The sequence below is a fragment of the Micromonospora sp. LOL_025 genome, assembly GCF_048060285.1.
In the GTDB taxonomy this organism is placed as follows: Bacteria; Actinomycetota; Actinomycetes; order Mycobacteriales; family Micromonosporaceae; genus Micromonospora.
Genome location: NZ_JBHMIR010000047.1, coordinates 1 through 22,602 on the forward strand (window position 1 = coordinate 1; position 22,602 = coordinate 22,602).

19 protein-coding genes and 2 pseudogenes are annotated in these 22,602 nt (G+C 69.3%); 12 read left to right on the forward strand and 9 right to left on the reverse strand.

Annotation, left to right across the window (positions count from 1 at the left end; all coding sequences use genetic code 11):
- On the forward strand, positions 1-540 hold a 540-nt coding region (locus ACFHW0_RS29995; RefSeq protein WP_416612999.1), incomplete at its 5' end, for a PP2C family protein-serine/threonine phosphatase.
- Between the two features lie 70 nt (positions 541-610).
- Positions 611-808: pseudogene (locus ACFHW0_RS30000) on the forward strand (helix-turn-helix domain-containing protein); the annotation flags it as partial.
- A 2-nt stretch (positions 809-810) separates the two neighbouring features.
- Here the strand turns inward: ACFHW0_RS30000 and ACFHW0_RS30005 are convergent.
- Positions 811-1,464: pseudogene (locus ACFHW0_RS30005) on the reverse strand (transposase); the annotation flags it as partial.
- A 44-nt stretch (positions 1,465-1,508) separates the two neighbouring features.
- On the opposite strand from ACFHW0_RS30005, the gene ACFHW0_RS30010 reads away from it, so the two are divergent.
- Positions 1,509-2,099, forward strand: coding sequence for a hypothetical protein (locus ACFHW0_RS30010; protein ID WP_416613000.1), 591 nt, complete (start codon positions 1,509-1,511; stop codon positions 2,097-2,099).
- 71 nt (positions 2,100-2,170) lie between these two features.
- Here ACFHW0_RS30010 and ACFHW0_RS30015 read toward each other — a convergent pair whose 3' ends face one another.
- Both ACFHW0_RS30015 and ACFHW0_RS30020 read right to left on the reverse strand, forming a co-directional pair.
- Positions 2,171-3,433, reverse strand: a complete 1,263-nt coding sequence (locus ACFHW0_RS30015) for a rod shape-determining protein MreC (protein ID WP_416613001.1) — start codon at positions 3,431-3,433, stop codon at positions 2,171-2,173.
- Positions 3,430-3,951: a SigE family RNA polymerase sigma factor gene (locus ACFHW0_RS30020; RefSeq protein ID WP_416613002.1), complete on the reverse strand. Its 522-nt coding sequence runs from the start codon at positions 3,949-3,951 to the stop codon at positions 3,430-3,432. The genes ACFHW0_RS30015 and ACFHW0_RS30020 overlap by 4 nt, the downstream gene beginning before the upstream one ends.
- 531 nt (positions 3,952-4,482) lie before the next feature.
- Between ACFHW0_RS30020 and ACFHW0_RS30025 the strand changes: the two genes are divergently transcribed.
- The 6 genes from ACFHW0_RS30025 to ACFHW0_RS30050 all read left to right on the forward strand — a co-directional run bounded on the left by ACFHW0_RS30025 (position 4,483) and on the right by ACFHW0_RS30050 (position 12,511).
- Complete coding sequence (locus ACFHW0_RS30025; RefSeq protein WP_416613003.1) at positions 4,483-4,917, forward strand: hypothetical protein; 435 nt, start codon at positions 4,483-4,485, stop codon at positions 4,915-4,917.
- Positions 4,918-6,040: 1,123 nt separating this feature from the next.
- Entirely contained in the window at positions 6,041-6,730 is a 690-nt protein-coding gene (locus ACFHW0_RS30030) for a pyridoxamine 5'-phosphate oxidase family protein (RefSeq protein ID WP_416613004.1), read from the forward strand.
- An 879-nt stretch (positions 6,731-7,609) separates the two neighbouring features.
- Complete coding sequence (locus tag ACFHW0_RS30035; protein ID WP_416613005.1) at positions 7,610-8,734, forward strand: YcaO-like family protein; 1,125 nt, start codon at positions 7,610-7,612, stop codon at positions 8,732-8,734.
- Positions 8,735-8,742: 8 nt separating this feature from the next.
- Positions 8,743-9,075 carry a hypothetical protein gene (locus tag ACFHW0_RS30040; RefSeq protein ID WP_416613006.1) on the forward strand — a complete coding sequence of 111 codons (333 nt, stop codon included), beginning with the start codon at positions 8,743-8,745 and terminating at the stop codon, positions 9,073-9,075.
- 8 nt (positions 9,076-9,083) lie between these two features.
- Positions 9,084-10,325, forward strand: coding sequence for an MFS transporter (locus tag ACFHW0_RS30045; RefSeq protein ID WP_416613007.1), 1,242 nt, complete (start codon positions 9,084-9,086; stop codon positions 10,323-10,325).
- Positions 10,326-10,567: 242 nt separating this feature from the next.
- Positions 10,568-12,511, forward strand: coding sequence for a S8 family peptidase (locus ACFHW0_RS30050; RefSeq protein ID WP_416613008.1), 1,944 nt, complete (start codon positions 10,568-10,570; stop codon positions 12,509-12,511).
- Between the two features lie 31 nt (positions 12,512-12,542).
- On the opposite strand, the gene ACFHW0_RS30055 is transcribed toward ACFHW0_RS30050, so the two are convergent.
- The 3 genes from ACFHW0_RS30055 to ACFHW0_RS30065 form a co-directional block, all read right to left on the reverse strand.
- Positions 12,543-13,478, reverse strand: a complete 936-nt coding sequence (locus ACFHW0_RS30055; protein ID WP_416613009.1) for a hypothetical protein — start codon at positions 13,476-13,478, stop codon at positions 12,543-12,545.
- Positions 13,479-13,585: 107 nt separating this feature from the next.
- Positions 13,586-14,812, reverse strand: coding sequence for a serine hydrolase domain-containing protein (locus tag ACFHW0_RS30060; protein ID WP_416613010.1), 1,227 nt, complete (start codon positions 14,810-14,812; stop codon positions 13,586-13,588).
- Between the two features lie 147 nt (positions 14,813-14,959).
- Positions 14,960-15,625, reverse strand: coding sequence for a DUF4097 family beta strand repeat-containing protein (locus ACFHW0_RS30065; RefSeq protein ID WP_416613011.1), 666 nt, complete (start codon positions 15,623-15,625; stop codon positions 14,960-14,962).
- A 236-nt stretch (positions 15,626-15,861) separates the two neighbouring features.
- Between ACFHW0_RS30065 and ACFHW0_RS30070 the strand changes: the two genes are divergently transcribed.
- Complete coding sequence (locus tag ACFHW0_RS30070; protein WP_416613012.1) at positions 15,862-16,701, forward strand: helix-turn-helix domain-containing protein; 840 nt, start codon at positions 15,862-15,864, stop codon at positions 16,699-16,701.
- On the opposite strand, the gene ACFHW0_RS30075 is transcribed toward ACFHW0_RS30070, so the two are convergent.
- A complete protein-coding gene (locus ACFHW0_RS30075) occupies positions 16,692-17,582 on the reverse strand; it encodes a hypothetical protein (protein ID WP_416613013.1) in 891 nt (296 codons plus the stop codon). The genes ACFHW0_RS30070 and ACFHW0_RS30075 overlap by 10 nt on opposite strands.
- A 206-nt stretch (positions 17,583-17,788) precedes the next feature.
- Between ACFHW0_RS30075 and ACFHW0_RS30080 the strand changes: the two genes are divergently transcribed.
- Positions 17,789-19,021 carry a trypsin-like serine peptidase gene (locus tag ACFHW0_RS30080; RefSeq protein WP_416613014.1) on the forward strand — a complete coding sequence of 411 codons (1,233 nt, stop codon included), beginning with the start codon at positions 17,789-17,791 and terminating at the stop codon, positions 19,019-19,021.
- Positions 19,022-19,315: 294 nt separating this feature from the next.
- Here the strand turns inward: ACFHW0_RS30080 and ACFHW0_RS30085 are convergent, their stop codons facing one another.
- Positions 19,316-21,184, reverse strand: coding sequence for an ABC transporter ATP-binding protein (locus ACFHW0_RS30085; protein WP_416613015.1), 1,869 nt, complete (start codon positions 21,182-21,184; stop codon positions 19,316-19,318).
- Positions 21,185-21,380: 196 nt separating this feature from the next.
- Between ACFHW0_RS30085 and ACFHW0_RS30090 the strand changes: the two genes are divergently transcribed.
- Positions 21,381-21,878 carry a pyridoxamine 5'-phosphate oxidase family protein gene (locus ACFHW0_RS30090; protein ID WP_416613016.1) on the forward strand — a complete coding sequence of 166 codons (498 nt, stop codon included), beginning with the start codon at positions 21,381-21,383 and terminating at the stop codon, positions 21,876-21,878.
- Here the strand turns inward: ACFHW0_RS30090 and ACFHW0_RS30095 are convergent.
- Complete coding sequence (locus ACFHW0_RS30095; protein WP_416613017.1) at positions 21,850-22,527, reverse strand: DUF2306 domain-containing protein; 678 nt, start codon at positions 22,525-22,527, stop codon at positions 21,850-21,852. The genes ACFHW0_RS30090 and ACFHW0_RS30095 overlap by 29 nt on opposite strands.
- Between the last annotated feature and the right edge of the window lie 75 nt (positions 22,528-22,602).

Genomic DNA, 22,602 nt, shown 5'->3' on the forward strand with positions numbered 1-22,602 from the left:
CTGATCGGCGGTGACTTCTACGACGTGGTGCAGACCCGGCCCGACCGGCTCGACCTGATCGTCGGCGACGTTTGTGGGCACGGCGTGGACGAGGCGGCCCTCGGCGTCGAGCTCCGGGTCGCCTGGCGGGCGCTGATCCTCGCCGGCGTGCCCGACGACGAGGTACTCCCCGCGCTGGAACAGGTGCTGATCAGCGAACGCAGTGCGGGACACGTCTTCACCAGCGTCTGCGCAATCGCCATAGACCTCACCGGTCAACGCGCCACGATCCGCAGCGCCGGACACCCCCCACCCCTGCTACTGCACCACGGCACCGCCACACCCGTAGCTGCCCACACGGGCCTGCTGCTGGGCGTTGCCCCACGACAACCCGCCACGACCAACATTCCGCTGCCCCACCACGATTGGTCACTGCTGCTCTACACCGATGGACTCATCGAAGGACACATCGGCCAAGGCAAAGATCGGCTCGATGTCGACGGTCTAGCTGTTCTGCCCAGGCAGGTTGGTCGAGGTTGTGCGACGACACGACGTAGATAACTTGATGACGAAGGCCTCCGGTTGTGGAGTGGAGCTGTCTAGGAACCGCTCCGCCAACCAGGAGGCCTTCGTGTCCCACGCTAACGCCGCTTTGACCCCTCGTGCACGCCTTCGCCTGGCGCGTCTGATCGTGGATCAGGGGTGGCCGGTCGCCCGGGCCGCGGAACGCTATGACGTGTCCTGGCCGACGGCGAAGCGCTGGGCGGTGCGGTATGCCGAGTTCGGGTCGGAGGGGATGGCCGATCGGTCGTCGCGGCCGCACCACAGCCGCCCGTAGCCGGCGTCGGCGGTCAGCAGCGGCGAACGCAGCCCCCACTCGGCCAACTCGTCGAGCATCTCCAGGGCCATCAGCCACTTCGGCCGATACCGCTCGGTGTCGGGGACCTTCGACGCCGCCCGCCGCTGGCGGATCTGCTCGATCTGCTCGGCGGGCGGCAGCCGCAGCCGCAGCCGGGAGTGTGGTTTCTTCGCCCCGGCCTGATCGAGGGTGACCGGCTCGCGGCGCAGCCTACGGACGTGCGCGTTCGCCGGCTTGCCGTCCGGGCCCGGGACGCAGGTGTCGTCCCAGGACTCCGGCACGAACAACCGCCAGTTCAGCACTGCCGAGGCGGCGTCGGTCGCGGCGTGGACGCTGACGGCGATCTGGCAGTTGGCGACCTTGCCGAGCGTGCCGGAGTACTGCCGGGCCACACACGCCGAAGCTTTGCCGTCCTTGGGAAACCCGGCCTGCGCGGGTTCCAAGTCCACGAGCCGGCGCAGCACGGTCAACAGGTCGTTCAGCTCAGCGGTCCACTCGTGCGGCCACCGGTCGACATGGATCCCGGCAGGGAAAGGTCGCCTTGCTCCTTGCCTGGGGGACAGTGGCCCAAGCGCGGGGTCACGTTGATAGTCAAGACCATTGATCTCTGGCGTGAGAATCGGCAATACTAGGCCCTTCGTATCGGTGCGTAACGGGGAGGTATCAGCGCGTGATCAGAGTGAGGTTCCGTAGAGCCATGCTGGTGGCGTCGGCGGTAGCCATGAGCGTCGCGGTTGGCGTTGGTCCGGCCAGCGCGGCACCGGCGGAGGCGGCCGAGGTCCCGTCGGGAGTCTCGGCGTCGGGTAGGACTCCGAATGAGGTCAGACCCCAGTTGGTGCCGGACGGGAAGTTGCCTCAGGTTCAGGGCCCGACGTATGGATTCGTCGAGGGAGCGCCGCCGTCCGGGTCGGTCGGGCCGCTCGGGGCGGCGCTGCCGTTCAACTACTGGTTCGAGGCGTCGTGGGGGGTCGAGAGCCGCAGGTTCAACACTACGACCGGGAAGGCATGCACCTGGCTAAAGGTCTACGTGCAGTCGGGAAACCCGCTGTTCGATGAGATCTCGGTCAAGCTGTACCGCAACGAGTCGGGTACTGATCCGCAGATGGGTTCGACCGTGCGATGGCCGACGGACAACCAGACGTACCAGTTCTGCTGGACCGGGTTGTCCAACAGCTACGAGTACTACTTCTGGTTCGGCTACGGCGACACGGGCAACGGCGCGTACGCCCGCGGCGATGGAACTGCGGTCAGCAACATCTGACCCTGGTCCGGGCAGCAAGCGAGGGGGTGGGACACCGTTCGGTGTCCCACCCCCTCGCTTGTCCTGCGCGGTCAGCGTGACGGTGTGGCAGCGGGCACGCTGATGTATACCTCTCGCAGGTTGTCGACAGACACGGTCGAACGGGCCGCGACCGCCCGCTGGGCGCCGGTGCGGGTGTGGGTGGGGCGGGCTGCGGTGATCGCCCCAGCGAGACGGTCGGCCTGGGCGGGATCAGCGACCAGGATCCGGTTGCCCTCGTTGACCTCGGCGCTGGTATCCAGTTGCTCGAAGACGAGGCCGTCGTCTCCTCCTCGTAGGACACCGTGTTGGTTGCTGATGTCGGTGTAGGCGGCGAGCGTGAACTCTCTCGCGCGGGAAAGCTGCACCTGCACCTGCCGGGAGACCGAATCGACCTGCATCACCCGTCCCACCAGGCCGTCGGGGACCGCCACGAGCTGGCCGGCACGCACCCGGCCGGGGTCGGTCACCGACACTGTCATGGTGTCCTGCGAGCGGCTCAGCACAGTCGCGGGCAGGGCCTCGGCAGCGCCGACGGCACCGCCTTGGGCGGGAACGTCGAAAGCAGGCGCACTGTCGACGAAACCCTTGATCCGGGCGGTGAGAGCAGTTGAGGTCCGGGGCAACGCTCGAATGAGGAAGCGGCCGCTGGCCAGTCCCTTCCCATCACCGATGTCATCGTCGATGGTGGTACTGGTGATCCGCAGGTGAGTCACCCCGGGCATGGCCACCGCGATCACGTAGCCGCTCCAGTAGTCGGCGCTGGCGCTGCGCGACGGTCCTTGAGGGCTCACCAGGCTAATCACCTGCGTGTGACTCGGATCCGGGACAGCCCTGTCGGCCAGCAGCTGCATCCGCGACGTCGGCGTCGACGTGGTAGCGAAAAACCCAATCCTCGCCTGTCCCGCGCTGTCCAAGCCCTGGAGCACGACAACCGAGCCCAGCGTCGGATGCGTAGTTGCCAACAGCGCGCGCATTGCCGAATGCCGCCCCGCCGGCCCGCCGACCGCCTGGTCCCACGCGCTCACCGCGTCATTGACCAGTGCCTCCGGAGCCTGCCCCGCACGCTCCCAACCGAGCAACGGCCCGTCCGCTGGCACCGACGCCAGATCCCCTGGCCGCGGTGCCACCGCAGTGGTTAAGACCACCGACGTCGCCACGACCGCCACGGTCAGCAGGGCTGACGCCGCAAGCGCGGCTCGACGACGACGTACCGCGCCAACCCGACGGCTGATCATGACGTCGGGGGCAGTCGGCATCCGCACCTCAGCCGCTAGATCAATCAGCCGCTCGCGCAATTCTCCATCGGTACTCACGAGTTGCTTCCTCCCACACACGATTTCGCTGGCCTTCCCGCGGCACTCAGATCAGCTCGTAGCGACCGCAAACCTCGCGACGTCAAGCTCTTCACCGTTCCCACCGCACATCCCAACACCGCTGCCGTGTTTTCCTCGCTGAGGTCCTCGTAGTGGCGTAGCACCACAGCCGCACGCTGCCGGGCCGGCAACTGCGCCAGCGCCCGCCACAGCAGATCTCGATCGTCCACGGCAGCGAACTGATCCGGCCCTTGCTGATCTCGGGTGATTGCCGAGGGCCGCTCGAACCACGATCGCCGCCGCCGCGCACTGATGAAGGTGTTCGTCAACACCCGGTGGGCGTAATGATCGACGTTCTCATCCAACCGGGACCATGCCAGAGCGACCTTCGTCAACGTCGTCTGTACCAGGTCCTCCGCTCGCCCGTGATCACCGCAGAGCAAGTAGGCGATCCGCAGCAAACGGGCATACCGCGCCCGCACGAACTCGCTGATCTCATCCTCAGCCGTGCTCCGCATCGGTCTCCCACTCGATTGCCGATAACCCGCTTCGCATACCTACGCACTGAACCCACCGGCAGGTTGCCGGTCAGCAGGAACAAGTTGCCCAGGAGAGGTCAACAGTTCGCCCATCCGCTCGACAACCGTCTGTACAACGAGGCGGTTGTGGGGGTCAGTGGTGGGGCGGCGCAGCAGCGTGCCGCCGTGGGTGTGTTCGCGTAGGTAGTCGACGTCCTCGGCGGCCGGGGTTGGTGGGTCAGTCTCTGCGGTGCAGGACCTCGGTGATGGTGTCGATGCCGTGGCGGTCGATCATCTGCTGCAGCTCTTGGGCGGGGGTGGGCCGGCCCTTGAGGACCAACGGCAGTGGATCCGGCGTTAAGCCTTGAACGCGTGAACGGCGAGACTCCACCGTTCGGGGTTGGACACGTATGGATATTCGGCCGGTACTTTCCGTACATGCCAGTTTCTCGGGGCCGGGGTTCCGGCCGGAAGCGTCCCGATCGGAGTCGCCCGCGGGCTCGGGCCCGCGCCGAGCGGGGTCCGCTGTAGGTGATCCCGGATTCGGTGACGGATGCGGAGCTGTCGACGGTGCAGTTCCTCGCCGTGGCGATGGGTCGGGTTCCGCGTCAGCCTGTTTGTTCGGGGCCGCTGCTCGTCCACGCCGATGGCGCGTTCGAGTGCCACGGGGACGGCTGCCCCGGCGAGACGGTGGTCTTCCACCACGAGGACATCATCGATCCGTGTTCCCGGCAGCCACAGATCCAGACGGGGCATGCGTGCCAGCGCTGCGTGGCGCACTCGGAGAACGCGGCCTTGATCGGCCCGTCGTGCACCGGGGTGGAGATCGAGCACGACGACGGGACGACGGAGTGTTCCGAGGGCGACGCGTGCGTGGGGGCCGACGAGCTACATGGCTCGGGCCGTAGTTGTCGGGTGTTCGGGCCATGCCCTCGTGACTGCCAGCCTGCCGCGGACGCGGACTGAACCGACACGAGCGGGCGGTTCAGTCCGCTGGCGGGCGGTGAAGGCGAGTCCGGCCGCGGTCCACCTGTATACGAACTGACCTACGAATGCCAGATGCCGGCCACACTGATCGAGGTATACGAGCATCGAGCAGGATGTTCCGCCCCGGGTTAGTAGTGCTTTGTTAGGTTGGGACGAGTTGGCGGCAGAGGGGGCAGAATCCGAGCCAGGTCGCGAGTAGGTACTGCAGTTCGCGAAGGACCGCGTACAGGCCCCGGTGGTCTGGTGCGCGCCGTGGTCTCGCGGGTTCAAGCGAGATTAGTGCGGGTCGTGGGGTTGGTCGGGTAGTGGCCAGAGGACGTGGTACGCGTCTTCGGTGCCGGGAGCGCATCGTCGGCTGATGTCGATGAACACCGGGCCATACGGCGATTCGACGCACCAATGCTCGAACTGGTCCAACTCTTGGGCCGCGTACGCGTGCGAGCAGCCTGGCGAGTTGGTGAATCTCCGCGTCGGTCATGCGATCTGGGGGCGGTCACCGGCCATAGCGGCTTGGTGGCTCCGCGACGATGGGGTGGACTGCGCCCAGCCACGTTCACGGGGCGGACGATGGCTTCGAGGAACTGATCGGTGGGGGAGGACCGCTCCCACGGCGGCACATGACGTGATCGGTGCGTGCGTTGGGCGATGCCGATGTCGGCGGGCTGGCCTTGCCGCTGACCGCAGGTCGACCTGTGGCGGGCCACCTCGATGACGCACGTTCCGCCTTGAGTTGGATAACTCGTCGTCGTTCGGCAGTTCCGCGGATAGCACCTTGAATGCCTGCGCAGACCGGGCCTCTCCGGCGGGCTGACCGGGCCTCTCCGGCGGGCTCCAAGAGCAGAAACCGCGCATGGTAGTCGATCTCCCGACCGCACTCGTCGAGTAACTCGACATGCTGTTGATTCATGTCCGGCAGTGGCGCGAACCCGTCCTTCGATGCCTGCGAATTCTCGGCTCCGCATCATGGTCAAGACATGGTTGAAGGTTCCGGCCGCCATGCGCGAGGCGCGTGTGCGTGTTAGCTTCACATTGGCCAATGTCATTAAAGATCTGGGCTGTTGCTCCGTCCCACGCCAGCCGAAAAGCCGAAAAGGAGGACCGCGTGAACCATCCGCCGATCGCGCCGACCAAGGACTGGCAAGCCGCGCTGGACACCTTGCGTGTGGCAGGAGACCTGGAAGAACTCGCCAGAGGGCTGGCCGCAGGCCCAGCCCTACCAGTGGTGGCGCCTGCGCGACGAGTACGACATGCCCCAGGATCTGTCAGCACGGTCGACACGCCGATCGCTGAACTGCTCTTCCAGCCGGAGGATGCGACACCGTTCAGCACCGACGTGGCGACCTTGAAGCCCTGGAGTCAGGCGCTGGCGTGCCTGCAGTCGGCCACCAGATGTTGGCTGTCGACGGTGCGACCCGACGGCCATCCGCACGCCGCTCCAGTGCTGCTGGTGCTGGTGGACGGGGTGCCGTGCATTGCGAGCCGTCCGAACACCCGCAAGAGCCGAAACCTGGCCCGGAACCCTCACAGTGTCATCATGGTCGGCAACGAGGACCTCGACCTGGTGGTGAAGGGCGAGGCTCACCAGGTTTCCGACGACACCATGCTGCGCCGGGTGGCCGCCGCCTTCGAGAAGAAGTACCGCTGGTCGTTCGACATCCGGGGTGGTCGGGCCTACGACGGAAGCCTGCCCGGATCGCCCCAGTACGCCTTCTACCAGATCTGCCCGGTCCGGGCCTTCGGCTACGGCGCGGACGGGATGACCGCGACCCGGTGGCGGTTCAATCGGCGGTAGAGATTGGTCCGTGAAGGACCATCAGCGGCAATGGCGGCATGGCCGCGCGGCCTGATTCAGCTGCAACCGCAATTCGATCACGTACCCGCTCATGGTGCAGGTCGTGTATTGGCGGGGCGGCGGGTATCCCAACCTGTCGGATATCGGTTGTTGATGATGCCGTCCGACGAGTTCGGAGGCAGTCAACCCTCGACGCTTGGGTTGTACGCCTCGATCGATTCAGGCCTCGGTTCCGTGCTCGGCAGCGCCGATCCCCCCGGGGCGGCGGAATTCCTCGGAAACTGTGCTCAGCCCTCAATGTGGGGGATGGGAAGAACTCGAAACTGCTGACGTCAACCAGTCGGCGCACTCGTCGACGAGTAGGTGGTCGAGATACTCCCCGTCTGCTGGCTGGAGGCGGGGAGTGTCCGTCGTGCCGCTCCGGGTGGAGTGCCCGCCACACGCTCGGGCGCTCGGACGAACGCGCCTCGGAGCGGTAGCCGAAGCGGTGGGCGAGTCAGCCACGGTGGCACCCTCGTCGCGTAGCGCCGTTGCGGCCAGGCGCATCCGCCAGCGGGTCACGTAGCTCATCGCGGGTTCGCCGACCAGTTCGGTGAGGCGTGTGGCGAAGGCTGAGCGCGACGGTGATCACCGTCTCGCCGCCGTGGCGGAGGATCTTTCGGCACGCGGTACGTCGCGTAGCCCCTGATTCCGCTGACAGCCGTTGACATCGAAGCAGTTCGTTGACACAGTCCGGGCCGGTGAATAGTCCCGGGGGAGGCTGCGGTGCCATTCCGATCCGTGCCCACCCAGTGCGCCCTCGCGACAGCCTCAGCCGAGATCGACCGGCTCGGCCTCACAGCACGGGCGGCGGTCCTCGGCCCGGCCGCATCGCCGACCATGCGCGTCACGCTGTACCGGGACGGAGCACGGGTCGCCGTCGGTGCGGGAAAGGGAGCGGGTCCCCAGGGCGCGGCGAGCGCGTACTTCGAGGCCCTGGAGCGCTATCTCATGTCGGCCCGGGACAACCGCCGATGGACGGCGGACGCCACCAGGCTGGTGCCGGCGAGCGTCGTGGCGGGGCAGTCCGCCCTGGAGCCCGACCTGGTCGTGCGGCGGTGGGCGGCGGAGTTTCCGGACTCCGTCGCGGCGTGTGCCTCCTACGGCGAGGTCCGTTATCCCACGTTCCTCGCCGATCCGCGCTACTACCGGTGGCCGGTGGCGGGTGACGACGTCCGGCCGTACCGCAGTCTGCTGCGGTACTCGTCGAGCCTGGGCACCGCGGCAGGCGTCGACCTGGCAGAGGCCGTCTATCACGGTCTCTGCGAGCTGATCGAACACGACGGGCTCGGGCAGGCGCTTCTGCGCTGGTACGTCGCCGGGGTCCCGGGCGTCGACCTCGTGCCGGTCGGGGAACTGCCGGACGGGTTGCGTGCGCTGCACGCGGAGACCGTACGGGCGGCCGGCGCGCCCGTACACCTGCTCGACATCACGACCGACCTGGGTGTGCCGGTGTATCTGGCGGTCAGCCCGGCGGCCGGCGGCGAGCCGACCCGGCTCGGGGCCGGGGCGTCGATCTGGGCCACCGACGCCGCGTCGCGTGCCCTCAGCGAGCTGATCCAGGTCTGTGCGCTCTCCGCAACCGCCGCCGGCTCGCCCGCGGTACAGCGTCTGGCGACCTGGCCGGCGCTGCAACGGTGTGCCTTGATGCCACTCGACGAGCTGCTCTCCGGCCCGGTGCGGGCGGTGCCGCTACGCGCGGACGTAGCCGGCGACGGCAGCCCGGGTTGGGGGCTGGAGCACGTCCGGCGGGCTCTGGCCCGTCACGGCATCGGTTACCACGTGTGCGAGGTCGCGCCAGTCGGCTCACCGATCGCGGTGGCCACCACGATCGGCCCGGGGCTGGAGCGCTTCAGCCTGGTGCGGCACGGGGTGCCCGTCATCCCGACCGGGCGGGGGTGGCACCTGTGGCCGTCGCCGGACCGGGCGACGGTCACCCGACCAGATCCAGTTCGAACGAGATGAGGGAAAACATGTCTGCTGACGACTGCTACTTCCGTACGGGTGACGAGGACGGTGAGCTGACGGCTCGTCTTTCTCCCCCGGGCGGCACCATGTGCTTCCATCCCGGCGACGAGGCGACGGCTCGTGACGTCATGCCCGGCGGTGGCGGCGGCACCATGTGCTTCCACCCCGGCGACGAGGCGACGGCCCGTGACGTCATGCCCGGCGGTGGCGGCCAAGCGTGCTTCCACCCTGGCGACGAGGAAGGTGCCTCGACGGCTCGTCTCGCCGACGATCTGGCGGTGGACCTGCACCTCGCACTGACCAGTATCGACGATCGGCAACTCGCCCTGCTGGGCTGAAGCAGGCCGTGTCGCAGCGCACCGAGGCAGCCGGCGTCGAAGGACGCCGGCTGTTCCACCGTGACTTCTCCTTCTGGTACCTCGCCCGATCGATCTCGGTCGCCGGGACCGCTGCCAGCGCCGTCGCCCTGCCGCTGCTGGTCTACCGTACGAGCGCCTCCCCGACGCTGACGGCGGCGGTGGTCGGCCTCGAAGCCCTGCCGTACCTGTTGTTCGGGCTCTTCGCCGGCGCCGCCGCGGACCGCCTGCGGCGCAAGCGCATGATGATCACCGCCGACGTGTGCTGCGCTCTCCTGCTCGCCACCGTGCCGGTCGCCGCGCTGTTCGATGCGCTGGCCTCCTGGTACCTGCTCCTCGTGGCCTTCGGCGTGGGCTGCGGTTTCTGCTGGTTCGACGCCGCGGCCTGGGGCACCTTCGTCCGCATCGTCGGCAAGCCAGGGGTCACCCGGGCGAACAGCCTCATCTGGTCCACCGAGATCGTGCTGGAGATCGCCGCGCCCGCCGCCGCCGGACTGCTGGCCGCGATCGCCGACCCCACGCTGGTGCTGGCCGTCGACGCCGCCACCTATCTGGTGTCCGCCGCGCTGATCGTCCAGATCCGCACCGGCCTGGACCCGGGGCCGGCGGTGGCCCGTCGGCTGCGGGCCGAGATCGCCGAAGGAGTGCACTACCTCTGGCGGACGCCCGCCCTGCGTACGCTGACCGCCGCGGGCTTCGGCCTCAACGTCGCCGCCGGCGGCGTGCTGGGTCTGCTCGTCGTCCACGCCGACCAGGCTCTCGGCCTGAGCCCGGAGGACCAGCGCCTGGGCCTGCTCTACGCCGCCGCCGCGGTTGGCTCGCTGATCGCCGCCGTCATCCTGCCCCGGGCCAGCCGTCGGGCCGGCCAGGGGATGGTGTCCGTCGTGGGGCTCATCATCTTCCTCGCGGCCCTCATCGGCCTGGCCGGCACGTCGGCGTTCACCCTGGCGCTGGCCGGGTGGGCGATCTGGGCCGTGGCGCGCCTGACCGTGAACGCGAACGGCATCACCGTGCGCCAACTGCTCACCCCCGATGCGCTGCAGGGCCGCGTCAACACCACCGGGCGCATGCTGGCCTGGGGCGGCACTCCGTTCGGCGCCCTGATCGGCGGGCTGGCCGCGGACACCTACGGGGTCCGGGCCGCGTACCTGATGCTGGCCGTGCCCGTCGTGGTCAGCCTCGCCCTGGTCGCCGCCTCACCGGTGCGTGGCCTGCGCATCGCGGTCGACTAGCCCTCGCGGCGATGGAGTTGGCGGTTGGGGCGGCGTGCTCCGTCGTGTTCCAGGCCGTCCACGCCTCGGGAGCCCCAGAGTGCGTCGCCGCAGTCCATAAACAGTTTTGACGTCACAAATCATCGAAGGTTGTTAACCGTCCTGTCCTGGTGCTCCCGCGCCCACCTACGTTCGGCGCAGCCGCCGAGATCGTCGTCATCAGGACGCGAGCGCGGCGTCGACACCCTTCAAGGAGGTCACCCGTGTTGCAACGACTCCCAGCCGTTGGCTTCGCACTGGTCATGGCGCTGGCCGGGACCATCGGCGTCGGTGGTCCGGCGCAGGCCGAGCCGTCCGGCACCATCCGGTACGCGGACGGCCCGAACGCGGTGCCCGACCGCTACATCGTGACGCTCAAGCCGGCCGCGCTGACGGCCGCCGCCGTCGACACCAGAGCGCGCGAACTGACCGGCCGTTTCGGCGGGCGGACCCGCCACGTGTACGACTCCGCGCTCGCCGGCTTCTCGGTGAGCATGTCGGCGGGGCAGGCGGAGCGGTTGGCCGCCGACCCGTCCGTCGCGTCGGTCGAGCAGGTCCAGCGGATTCGGGTGCAGGACACCCAGAACAACCCGCCGAACTGGGGTGACGACCGGATCGACCAGCGGAACCTGCCGCTGAACCAGACCTTCACCTATCCGGCCGCCCCGGGACAGGGGGTCACCGTCTACGTGCTGGACACCGGTATCAACGCCAGCCACACCGAGTTCACGGGTCGGGTCAGACAGGGCACCGACATGGTGGACAACGACAGCACCCCGCAGGACTGCCACGGGCACGGCACGCACGTCGCGGGTACCGCGGTGGGCACGACCTACGGCGTCGCGAAGAAGGCCGGCGTGGTCGCCGTGCGGGTGCTCAACTGTCAGGGCAGTGGCACGAACGACGACCTGATCGCGGGGATCAACTGGGTACGCGCCAACGCGCAGAAGCCGGCCGTGGTCAACTACAGCATCGGTTGTGGCAGCCGGTGCGCCAGCCAGGCGATGGACAGTGCCGTCACCAGCCTGATCAACTCAGGCGTGCAGTTCGTGCAGGCGGCCGGCAACTCCTCGGACGACGCCTGCTTCTACAGCCCGCAGGCGGTCGCCGCAGCCATCACCGTCGGCAACAGCACCGGCTCAGACGGGCGCAACAGCAGCAGCAACTACGGTTCCTGCCTGGACATCTTCGCCCCCGGCACCAGCATCGTGTCGGCCTCGCACACGAGCAACAACGGCAGCGCCACGATGACGGGTACCTCGATGGCCTCGCCGCACACGGCCGGTGCCGCGGCGCTCTACCTGGGTACCAATCCCGGCGCGACACCCGCTCAGGTCCGGACCGCCCTGGTGGGCAACGGCACCACGGGCAAGATCACCAACCCGGGGAGCGGTTCGCCGAACGTGCTGCTCTACACCGGCTTCATCGCCGGCGACCCCGGTCCGGGCAACCCGACGGTCACCGATCCGGGTGATCGGAGTTCGGCGGTCGGCCAGGCGGTCGACGTGCAGATGCAGGGCAGCGGGGGCACCGCCCCGTACACCTGGAGCGCCTCGGGGCTGCCGGCCGGACTCACCATCGGCGCGTCCAGCGGTCGGATCACCGGTAGCGCGAGCACGGCGGGCACCTCAACCGTGACGGTGACCCTCACCGACGCGGCGGGCCGGACCGCCACGGCGACCTTCACCTGGACTGTGACCAGCGGTGGCGATGACTGCACGCCGGCGCAGTTGGTCGGCAATCCCGGCTTCGAGGCCGGGACCTCGCCCTGGACGGCGACGGCGAACGTGATCGGCACCTGGTCGCAGTATCCGGCGCGGTCCGGTAGCCGCAACGCGTGGCTGAACGGCGGCGGCCGGGTGCAGACCGACAACATCGCGCAGCCGGTGACGATCCCGGCCGGCTGCGGCAGCGCCACGCTGCGCTTCTGGATCCGCATCACCACGGCGGAGTACGAGAACGCGATCTACGACCGGCTGACCGTCTCGCTCGGCGGTACCACCCTGGCCAGCTACTCGAACCTGGACAGGACCAGCGGTTACGTGGAGAAGGTGATCAACGTCGGTCGCTTCGCCGGGCAGACCGCCACGTTGACGTTCCACGGGGTGGAGGACTGGTCGTACCAGACCAGCTTCGTCATCGACGACGTGACGATCAGCGCGAGCTGAGCGCGTAGGGGGCGGGAGTGGGTGCAGCCGCTCACTCCCACTCCCAACGCATGCCCACGATGCCCGGAGCCACGTCCGAGGCGACCAGGTGGGCGCCGTGGGTGGACCCGATCCACGCCTCCCACACGCCCTGATCGGGCGCGTTGAGCCCGCGTCGCTCGAAGCGGTGGCAGCGGGCGGGCACGGCGTCGTGGGCGAACTGCACCTGGAGGACGTACTCGCCGACCGGGGTGGAGAAGCCCCGGTAGTAGTTGTCGGTCGGCGTCTGCGAGTTGCTGAGAAACTCGTACTCGATCACCACGGTGTCGCCCTGAGCCAGCATGCGGTCGAAGATGATCTCCGAGACGAGCAGGCCCGAGCTGTGGTCGGAGCGGACCCGGCCGAGCCGGCAGTTGCGCACCGCGTTGATCCGGGTCGAAGCGGTCAGGTCGTCGGTGCGGAAGATGCCCACCGTCCGGGACACCCGGTCGGTGTTGGCTCGCAGTACCTGCCGGCAGGTCAGGCTGACCTCCTGGCGCCGGTCGCCCACCAGATAGAGATCGTGCAGGCTGAGCCGGGTCAGCTCGTGGTACATCCACCGGTCGACCTCGCCGATCATCTTGGCCACGCTCATGCCGTCGCTGAAGAGCCGGTCGATCTCGATCGTCCCGGGCGGCTGGCTCAGCCATCGGCCCCGGGGGCGTCGCGGGCCGAGTTGAACGATGAGGGACTCGGCGGGCAGCGACAGGATCTGTTCGAGCAGCCGGACCGCCTTGATGGATTCCGAGCGTTCCGGGCGACTGCGACCACGCCGCCAGTAGCTCAACGTGGTGAGGCTGACACTGACGCCGGCCGCCGACAGTTGCTCCTGGATCTCCTCCAGCCTCAGTCCACGGTCCTCGATCGCGAGGTGAAGCGCCGCCGAGAACGGACCGGTCCGTAGCGCGTGCGCCAGGTCCCGGCCCAACCCAGCACGGGCCCTCTCCATGTCCGCTGAGTATGGTCGTGCGACCACCACCGCGCCAGCGGTCCGGCCGTCCCGGGGCGGCGGGGCGGGAGGGCGCCCTTGGCGGCGTGGGCGGCGCAGGCCCAGTGTCAGTCCATCGCCTGGTAGAGCGCCGTCCAGAAGTCGTGGATGAGTCGCGCCGGATCCGGGACGGACATTCCGACCTGGGTGAGCAGGATCCCGCTGAGCTGCTTGTCCGGGTCGGCGTAGGTCGACGTGCCGCTTCCGCCGTCCCATCCGAACTGGCCGATGGACGCGTAGTCGCCGCGGTAGGTGCGCACCGCCATCCCGAAGCCCCAGCCGCCGTGCTGCCCCTGGCCGAAGGAGACGTGGACGTTGTCGCGTGCCATGGCGTCTCGGGCGGTCTGTTGCTCGGGCGTGAGGCGGTTGGTGGTCATCAGCTCGACGGCGGGCCGGGACAGGATCCGCTCGGTCCCGTGCATGCCGTGGTTGAGCAGCATCTGGAAGTAGGCGTGGTAGTCGTCGACGGTGGAGACCAGCCCACCGCCGCCGCTCTGGAACGCCGGGGGCTGGCTGTGGCGTCCCCCTTCTGCCGGATCCCACACGTGGAACGCTCCGGTCCGCGGGTCCGGGGCGTAGAGGGGTGGCAGCCGGTCGATCTTGTCCGCTGGTACATGGAATCCGGTGTCCTTCATCCCCAGCGGGTCGAAGATGCGTTCACGTAGGAAGGCCTCGTACGACCGGCCCGTAACCCTGCTGACGAGCACGCCGATCAGATCGTTGCTGATCTGGTACTGCCAACGCTCTCCGGGCTGATGCATCAGCGGGAGCGTGCCGAGGCGACGCATCCACTCATCCGGCTCGGGCATCGGCTCGGGCCCGTTGGGTGTGAGCCCCTGCTCGAAGACCGCGCCCATGATCGGCGTGCCCAGTGCCGTCATGTCCATGCCGAGCCCGAACGTCGAGGCCAGCAGGTCCCGGACGATGATCGGTCGCCGCGCCGGCACGGTGTCGTCCAGAGGCGCGTCGACGCGTGCCAGCACCCGCCGGTCGGCGAGTTCGGGGAGCCACGGCTCCACCGGGTCGTCCAGCCGCAACCGGCACTCGTCGATCAGGACCATCGCCGCGGCCATCGCGACCGGCTTGGACGTCGAGGCCATCCGGAAGATCGTGTCTCGGCGCATCGGCGGGCCACCGTCATGGCGCATCGTCCCGATCGCTTCGACGTGCGTCTGCCCGCGGCGGCTCACCAGGGCGACGAGGCCGGGGATCCGGCCGGAATCGACGTGCCGTGCCAGCACGTTCCGCATCCTGCGCAGCCCTGCCTCGGAGAAGCCGCTGTCGTGGTGTCCCATCGTGAGTCTCCTTGCGTGTGGTGCCGATTCGCGTTCGGCGTCGTGGACGACCGGTCGGGGTACTGCTCCTGGACCGCGGCCCGTCTTGGGCGGACGGATCCCCGGCGGCGAGTGACAGGCTCGGCCGGAATACCGCGAGCTGGTGCCTCAGAGGCTGCGGGCGGCGATGTCGCCGTGGGCGGTGGTGGCGCGGATGTCGAGCTGTGCGGTGCCGTCGTTCTTGAGGGCGTTGCTGACGCGGCCGTGGCCGGTGCCGGCGTCCAGGGCGGCCGACGCCCCGGCGGTGGCGCCGACCGTGATGTCGCCGGACCGGGTGCGGAGGACGACCGTGCCGCGCACGGCCTCGCCGATGCGGACGTGACCCCGTGCGGTGCTGATCTCCGCGGGACCGTTGAGCCGACCGACCTCGACGTCACCGTCGATCGCGGTCAGGCGGACGCTCGCGGCCTCGTCGATCTTGATGTTGCGGTACGCGCCGTCGAAGGCGACGTCGCCGAGGCGTCCGACGACGCGTAGTTCGGCGCTGCCGGTCCTGGCCTCGACGTGGGAGCCGGCGGGCAGCTGGACGGTGATCTCCACGGACCCGGTGGGCCCGAGCAGCCGGTTGTCGAGGCTCGCGGAGGTGATCCGCAGGACGCCGTCGGCGTAGGAGACGGTGGTCCGCTCGGCGGTCCTGATGTCGCGGCTCGCGGTGGCATCGTCGGGCCGGACCTCGACGGTGGTGTCGGCGCGGTGCGCGGCGATGAACTGGACGCGTCCGGCCGGGATGTCCAGGACAGCGGTGATCGGGGCGGGGGTGTCGAACTTCTGCATCGTGCGCTCCTGCGCTCGTTCCTTGTTTCAGATATAAGAAACGCTACGTTGCTTTCCATATTACGGCAACTATCTTGTTGCGCTAGCCGGGTGTTTGCGCAGCTCAAACGCGGTAGTTTGTTGCAATGGTTGCGGCTTTAATGCAACGAATGATCCATTGATCATTGCAATGGAGTGAGGTGAACGCTATGCTGGGCGAGCGGGCGACACCAATGAGGACCACGAAGGAGGTCGCGATGCCGGGGGGCAGGCTCACCCAGCAGGAACGCCAGCAGATCGCGCTGGGGCTGGCCGACAGCGTCTCGTACGCCGAGATCGCGCGGCGTCTTGATCGTCCCACCTCGACGGTGACCCGCGAGGTGATGCGCAACGGCGGCCCCGCCGCCTACCGCGCCGACCTGGCCCACCGCGCCACCGAACGCCGCGCCCACCGCAGGCCCGGTGCCACCCGTGGGCCGCAGTCAGTCGCTCAGGCGCACGGGCGCGACGCCGCGGCCGTTGCCGAGTACGAGGAGGCGTTCACCACGGTCCTCATGGCCTCGGGCCTGACCAAGATGGCGGCACGGGTCCTGACCTGCCTGTTCATCACCGACGCGGGCAGCCTCACCGCGTCTCAACTCGCCCAGCGCCTCCAGGTCAGCCCGGCGTCCATCTCCAAGGCGATCACCTTCCTCGAAGGCCAGAGCCTCGTCCGCCGAGAGCGCGACGAACGGCGCCGCGACCGCTACGTCGTCGACGACGAACTCTTCTACCAGGCGACGGTCGCCAGCGCCCGGGCCAACGACCAACTCGTCGAAACCGCACGCCAGGGCGTCGCGCTCCTCGGCCCCCACACCCCCGCCGCCAACCGCCTGGAGAACATCGCCCGCTTCCTCGACTTCATCAGCGAAAGTATGGTTCACGCCGCCGAGCAGGCCCGCGCGGTCCTCCATGCAGGACCCGGGGCGGGCGCGGGCGACCCCGATCGACCGGGGCGGGACGACGGACAGCGCCACGAGGCCGAGCAGGAGCAGGCGGTGGCCGGGCCGCCCGGCCCGACCACCGCCCGAGGGCACGCGCTACCGACTCACTGGTAGTAGCAGCTCTCCTGGATGACCCGGCTGCGCTCGAGTTGGCCCACGGTCCCGTCGTAGCGAGCCAGGTAGTGCAGCGGCCCCCGGTAGTCGAGGATGCGGACCAGCGACCCCTCGGGAACCCAGATCCCCGAACTCGGGCTCGTGTAGAGGATCGCGGAACTGTTGGTGCGGCACAGCTGGTTCGGCTGGGCTGCCTGGGCGGGGGCCGGCACCGACAGGGCGATGGTCGAGGCCACGGCGGCAGCCGCCGCGCCACGCAGGAGGGTACGCATGCAGTTCCTCGTTTCGTGTCGGGTCGTCACTGCCGTGGACATTAATCGATGATTGTGAATAGAAAGAGAATCGCGTCCCCGTCTACCGCCCGAGCAGGCGTCCTCGCGTTCCGGAATCAGGTCAGGCATCCGCGGGGGAAGAACCCCCAGGCGATTACCCCCGACGAGTCGCTGGCCGTGCCACTTGGCCATGACGTACTGGCGGCTCTTGGTGACGTAGCGGACGTCGACCTGCTGCCCCGCCGGCACCGTGCCCAGCGGGTGGGCCGGCGTCGCGGCGCCGGAACCGTACGCGGCGGCGGCGCCGATGTTGCCGTAGACCGGGCAGGCGGTCGTGCTGCGGGTGACCTTCAGGCCGCCGCCCTTGTTCTCGCTCCAGACCCCGTACGGGCTGCACAGCGGGTCGGTGCCGGAGGCGGTGCAGAAGACCGCCTCCGAGTGCCACCACCGCAGGGAGTCCGGCGATCCGTCGGCCTTGCTGGAGCCACGACGGACGGGCCGTTGGCGCAGGAACTGGTCATGAAGCCGGTCCGCTCGATGGCGAACTTGCTCGTACCGTAGGCGTACGCACAGCCGTCGAAGCTGCCCCCGGCGTAGCCCCACGGCCACCGGGTGATCCCTTCCGTGTTGCCCGCGGAAGCAACCGGAGGGGGTGGACCGGGTGCTCCCGGGGATCCCGGCCGCCTTCTGCCCGTCAACACGCCAGCGACGCCCCCGGAGTATCGGCTAGGCATCGATAGGTTTGCATGTGTCCATCGGCTCGTGTATGAAGGCTGCAAGCACGTCTGGGTGCTGGTTCCTCGGAGGGAGCGACGATGAAACATGCCATGCGCCGCCTACGAACGGCGGCGGTCGCGCTCGGCGCCTGCACACTCGGGCTGAGTCTGATGTCGGTACCCGCCGCCGGGGCGTACTCGGTGCAACCCCTCGCACCGCAATCCGAACGGGCACCCGAATCGGATCAGTTCTCGGCGGAGGGCGTCACCACGGTCGGTGAACTCCGCACCGTCACCGGCACGCTGTCCTCCGCCGGGGACAGCCGGACGCAGGTCATCCGGCACCCCGGTGCGTCGTACGTCAAGGTGCACTTCAGCGCGCTGCGACTGGCCCACGGCGACTACGTCACGGTGTCGAGCCCCGACGGCCGGGAGAGCTACCGGTACGACCGCTACCTGAACCGGGCGACCGGCTCGGACTACACCACCGACGGACAGCCGGGCTTCTGGGCGATGTCGGTGGAGGGCGACACCGCAATGGTGACGATGCACAGCAGCCGCGCCTCCCGCGGCAACGTCGCGACCATCGACCGGTTCTGGCGCGGCTACGACCGCGCGGAGATCGCGCAGCACAACCTCTCCACGCAGTCCGTCTGCAGCACCGACGCCCGCCGCGACGTGGTCTGCTACCAGAACAGCCACCCCACCGAGTACGCGCGCGGCAGGGCGGTGGCGCGGCTGCTGATCAGCGGCGGTGGGATGTGCACCACCTGGCGGGTCGGCAACACCAACCGCATGCTGACCAACAAGCACTGCTTCTCGACGCAGGCCGCCGTCAGCGGCAGCGAGATGCAGTTCAACTACCAGTGCGCCACCTGTGGCGGCTCGAACCCGGGCGCCGGCACCAAGGTCAGCGGCGCCACCCTCTACAAGGTGAGCAGCGGGGGCTCCGGCGAGCTGGACTACGCCCTGTACTCGGTGAACAACTTCACCAGCATCCAGAGCTTCGGCACGCTGTACCTGGCGACGACCGCCACCACCACCGGCACGCGGATGTACATCCCGGGGCACGGTGACGGCAGCCCGAAGCGACTGTCGATCTACGAGGACACCCAGAACGGTGCGACGTGCACCGTGAAGAACGCGAACTACAACGCTTCCAACATCAGCTACAGCTGTGACACCTCCGGCGGCAACTCGGGCTCGCCGGTGCTGAACTCCAGCCACCGGGTGATCGCCCTGCACCACCTCGGCGGCTGCCCGTCGAACCAGGGCGCGAAGGCGCACGTGATCTACAGCCAGATCGCCAGCCTGATCGACAACAACGGCTGACGACGACCGACGACGACGGGCCGTCGGGGCGCGACACGCACCCCGACGGCCCGTCTGCGACGGTGGCCCGCCTCGCCTACCCTCGCGGGCATGGGAGCTGTCAAGCCGTGGCACGTGTTCGTCCTGACGATCTGTTGCGGCCTGCCGGCCGTGGCGGCGATCGTCGGCGGGGTACTGGCGGCCCGCCGGTCGCGCAACCGGCGCTGAGCGGCGGGCGCGGCGCCCTCCATCCCGCTCGGTGAGGGCAACAGGCGGAACCCGCTGCCTGCCCGGTGCGCGAGCACGGTGGACAAGTCAGGCCGGCACCGGCTGGTCGAACTGGGTGCGGTACAGCTCGGCGTACCGGCCGCCCCGGGCCAGCAGGTCGGGGTGCCGGCCGCGTTCCACGATCCGGCCCTGTTCCAGCACCAGGATCTGGTCGGCGGAGCGGATCGTGGAGAGTCGGTGCGCGATGACCACGCTGGTCCGCCCCGTCAACGCCTCACCCAGCGCCGCCTGCACCGCCGCCTCGGAGGTCGAGTCGAGGTGCGCGGTGGCCTCGTCGAGGATCACCACGCGCGGGCGGGAGAGCAGCAGCCGGGCGATGGTGAGCCGTTGACGTTCGCCTCCGGAGAGGCGGTACCCCCGCTCGCCCACGACCGTCTCCAGCCCGTCCGGCAGCGAGCGGATCAGGTCGGCCAGCCGCGCGCGCCGCAGCACGTCCCACAGGTCGTCCTCGCCCGCGTCGGGTCGGGCGTAGAGCAGGTTGGCGCGGATCGTGTCGTGCAGCAGGTGACCGTCCTGGGTCACCACCCCCAGGGCGTCGCGGACCGAGTCGCCGGTCAGGTCACGGACGTCGCGCCCGGCGAGCCGGACGGCGCCCTCCTCCACGTCGTACAGGCGGGGCAGCAGTTGCGCGATGGTGGACTTGCCCGCGCCCGACGAGCCGACCAGGGCGACCATCTGCCCCGGCTCGGCGCGGAACGAGATACCGTGCAGCACCTCCTCGCCGCCGCGGGTGTCGAGCTTCGCCACGTCCTCCAGCGAGGCCAGGGAGACCTTCTCGGCCGACGGGTAACCGAAGCGGACGTCGTCGAACTCGACCGCCACCGGTCCGTCGGGCAGCGGCCGGGCGTCCGGCCTGTCCTCGATCATCGGCTTGAGGTCCAGGATCTCGAAGACCCGCTCGAAGCTGACCAGCGCGCTCATGATCTCCATCCGCGCGCTGGCGAGCGAGGTCAGCGGCGCGTACAGGCGCGACAGCAGCAGGGCGAGCGCGACGACCGCGCCGGCGTCGAGCTGCCCGCGGATGGCGTACACGCCGCCCAGGCCGTACACCAGGGCCAGCGCGAGGGAACCGACCACCGTGAGGGCCGTGATGAAGACGGTCTGCAACATGGCGGTACGGACGCCGATGTCGCGCACGCGCCGCGCGCGGGCGGCGAACTCGGCGGACTCCTCCGCCGGCCGGCCGTAGAGCTTGACCAGGGTGGCGCCGGGCGCGGAGAACTTCTCGGTCATCCGGGTGCTCATCGCCGCGTTGAGGCCGGCCGCCTCCCGTTCGAGCCGGGCCAGCTTCCGGCCCATCCTCCGCGCGGGCAGCACGAAGATCGGCAGCAGCACCAGCGCCAGCAGGGTGATCTGCCAGGAGAAGGTCAGCATCACCGCGAGCGTCAGGAGCAGCGTCACGGCGTTGCCGACCACGCCCGAGAGCGTGTCGCTGAACGCCTGCTGCGCCCCGATCACGTCGTTGTTGAGGCGCGAGACCAGGGCGCCGGTGCGGGTCCGGGTGAAGAAGGCGACCGGCATCCGCTGCACGTGATCGAAGACGGCGGTCCGCAGGTCGAGGATCAGGCCCTCGCCGATCCGCGCCGACTGGTAGCGGGTGAGCAGCCCCAGCCCGGCCTCGGCGAGCGCGATCAGGGCGATCGCCACGGCCAGCCGCACCACCGTCGCCGTGTCGGTACCGGAGACGATCGCGTCGACCACCCGCCCGGCCAGCACCGGTGCGGCCACGGTCAGCACCGCGGCCACGACGCTGCCCGCCAGGAACCACGCGAGCAGGCGGCGGTGCGGGCGGGCGAAGCCGCCGATCCGCCTGAGGGTCGCCTTGGAGAAGGGCCGCTGGTCACGCTGATGCATCGCGTGGTGCAGGGACATCCACGCGGTGACTTCCATGCTCATGCGGCGAACCTAGGACCTGGAGCGAGGTTGAGGTCAAGCGGATTCGTTCCCCTGTGGACGCGGGATCGCGGGGCGATCGAGGGCCGCGCTCCTCCGACACTCCGCGGCGCCGGTGTCCGTCCGCTCGCGGACACCGTCACACTGAGATACTCTCCGTGCTGCTTCAGTAACGATGTCGTCGTTCGAAGGGGAACCCATGGTGGACCGTGAGCCGGTCGCGGAACCGTCCTTTGCCAGCGAAGGCTCCAAGCCGATGCCCTGGTCGCAGGCGCGTGAGCGGCTGACGGAGGCGGGAGAGTTCTTCCTGTGCACGGTCCGGCCGGACGGCCGGCCGCACGCCGTGCCACTGCTGGCCATGTGGCTCGACCGGAGCATGTTCTTCTGCTCCAGCGAGACCGCCCACAAGGTCGACAACCTGGCCACCAACCCGCACTGCGTCCTCACCGTCGGCAGTCCCGAGCTGGACCTCTCGATCGAGGGCACGGCAGCCCGGATCAGCGACCCGGCGACGCTCAAGCGCGTCGCCGAGGCGTACGGGAAGAAGTACGGCTGGGAGGTGACCCCGGTCGACGGTGGGATCGACGGCGACGGGATCGGCCCGTCGCCGTACATCGTCTTCGAGGTGACCCCGGCCAAGGTCATCGGCATGGACAAGGAGTCCGGCTTCAGCGCGACCCGGTGGCGGTTCCAGTGAGCACGCCGGCCGGGCGCGTCGGCTGAGCGCCGCGGCGTGACGGGCGGGGGGTGCGGTGCAGCCACCAGTAGGCGATGGCGAGGTTTACCAGCACGCTGAGCCACCCGCCCGCCTCGGCGGCGACGATCGGGTTCATGGACAGCCCGGTCACCGCGCTGAACAGGAAGATCACCCGTCCCCACATGGTCTGCAGGGCGAAGGCGAAGCTGTAGACCATCCACTTCCGGTGCTCGGCGTAGCGGCGCCGGCGGGCCGCGCGGAACCCGAGCACCGTCGTGGCGATCCATCCCACGGAGGCCAGCGCGCTGCCGAGCAGCCCGTTCGGCGCCGCGGCGAACGGCATGAGGACGAGCGCGAGCAGCGCGGACGGGATGGCGCCGGCGAAGACGTACAGCCGCCCGCTGAGTCGGTGCACCCTCGGGTACCGCAGGCGCAGCCACGGCCAGGCCTGGAGGCACAACGTCACCAGCGCGATGGTGCCGAAGAGGATGTGCACCACCAGGACGGCGTAGTGCGACGCGAAGCCGTCGTTCAGCACCACCCGTGACTGGCTCGGGTCGAGACCGAGATACGGCGGCAGGACGAACAGCAGGAAGGCCCCGTTGAGCGCGACCAGTGGCACGATCCACGGTCGCCTCCACCACGGCACGGACGATCCTCCGGCACCCGCCCCTCCCGCCGGCGGTAGGGACTCTTCGGCCTGCCGCGTCGGACCGCCGGCCTC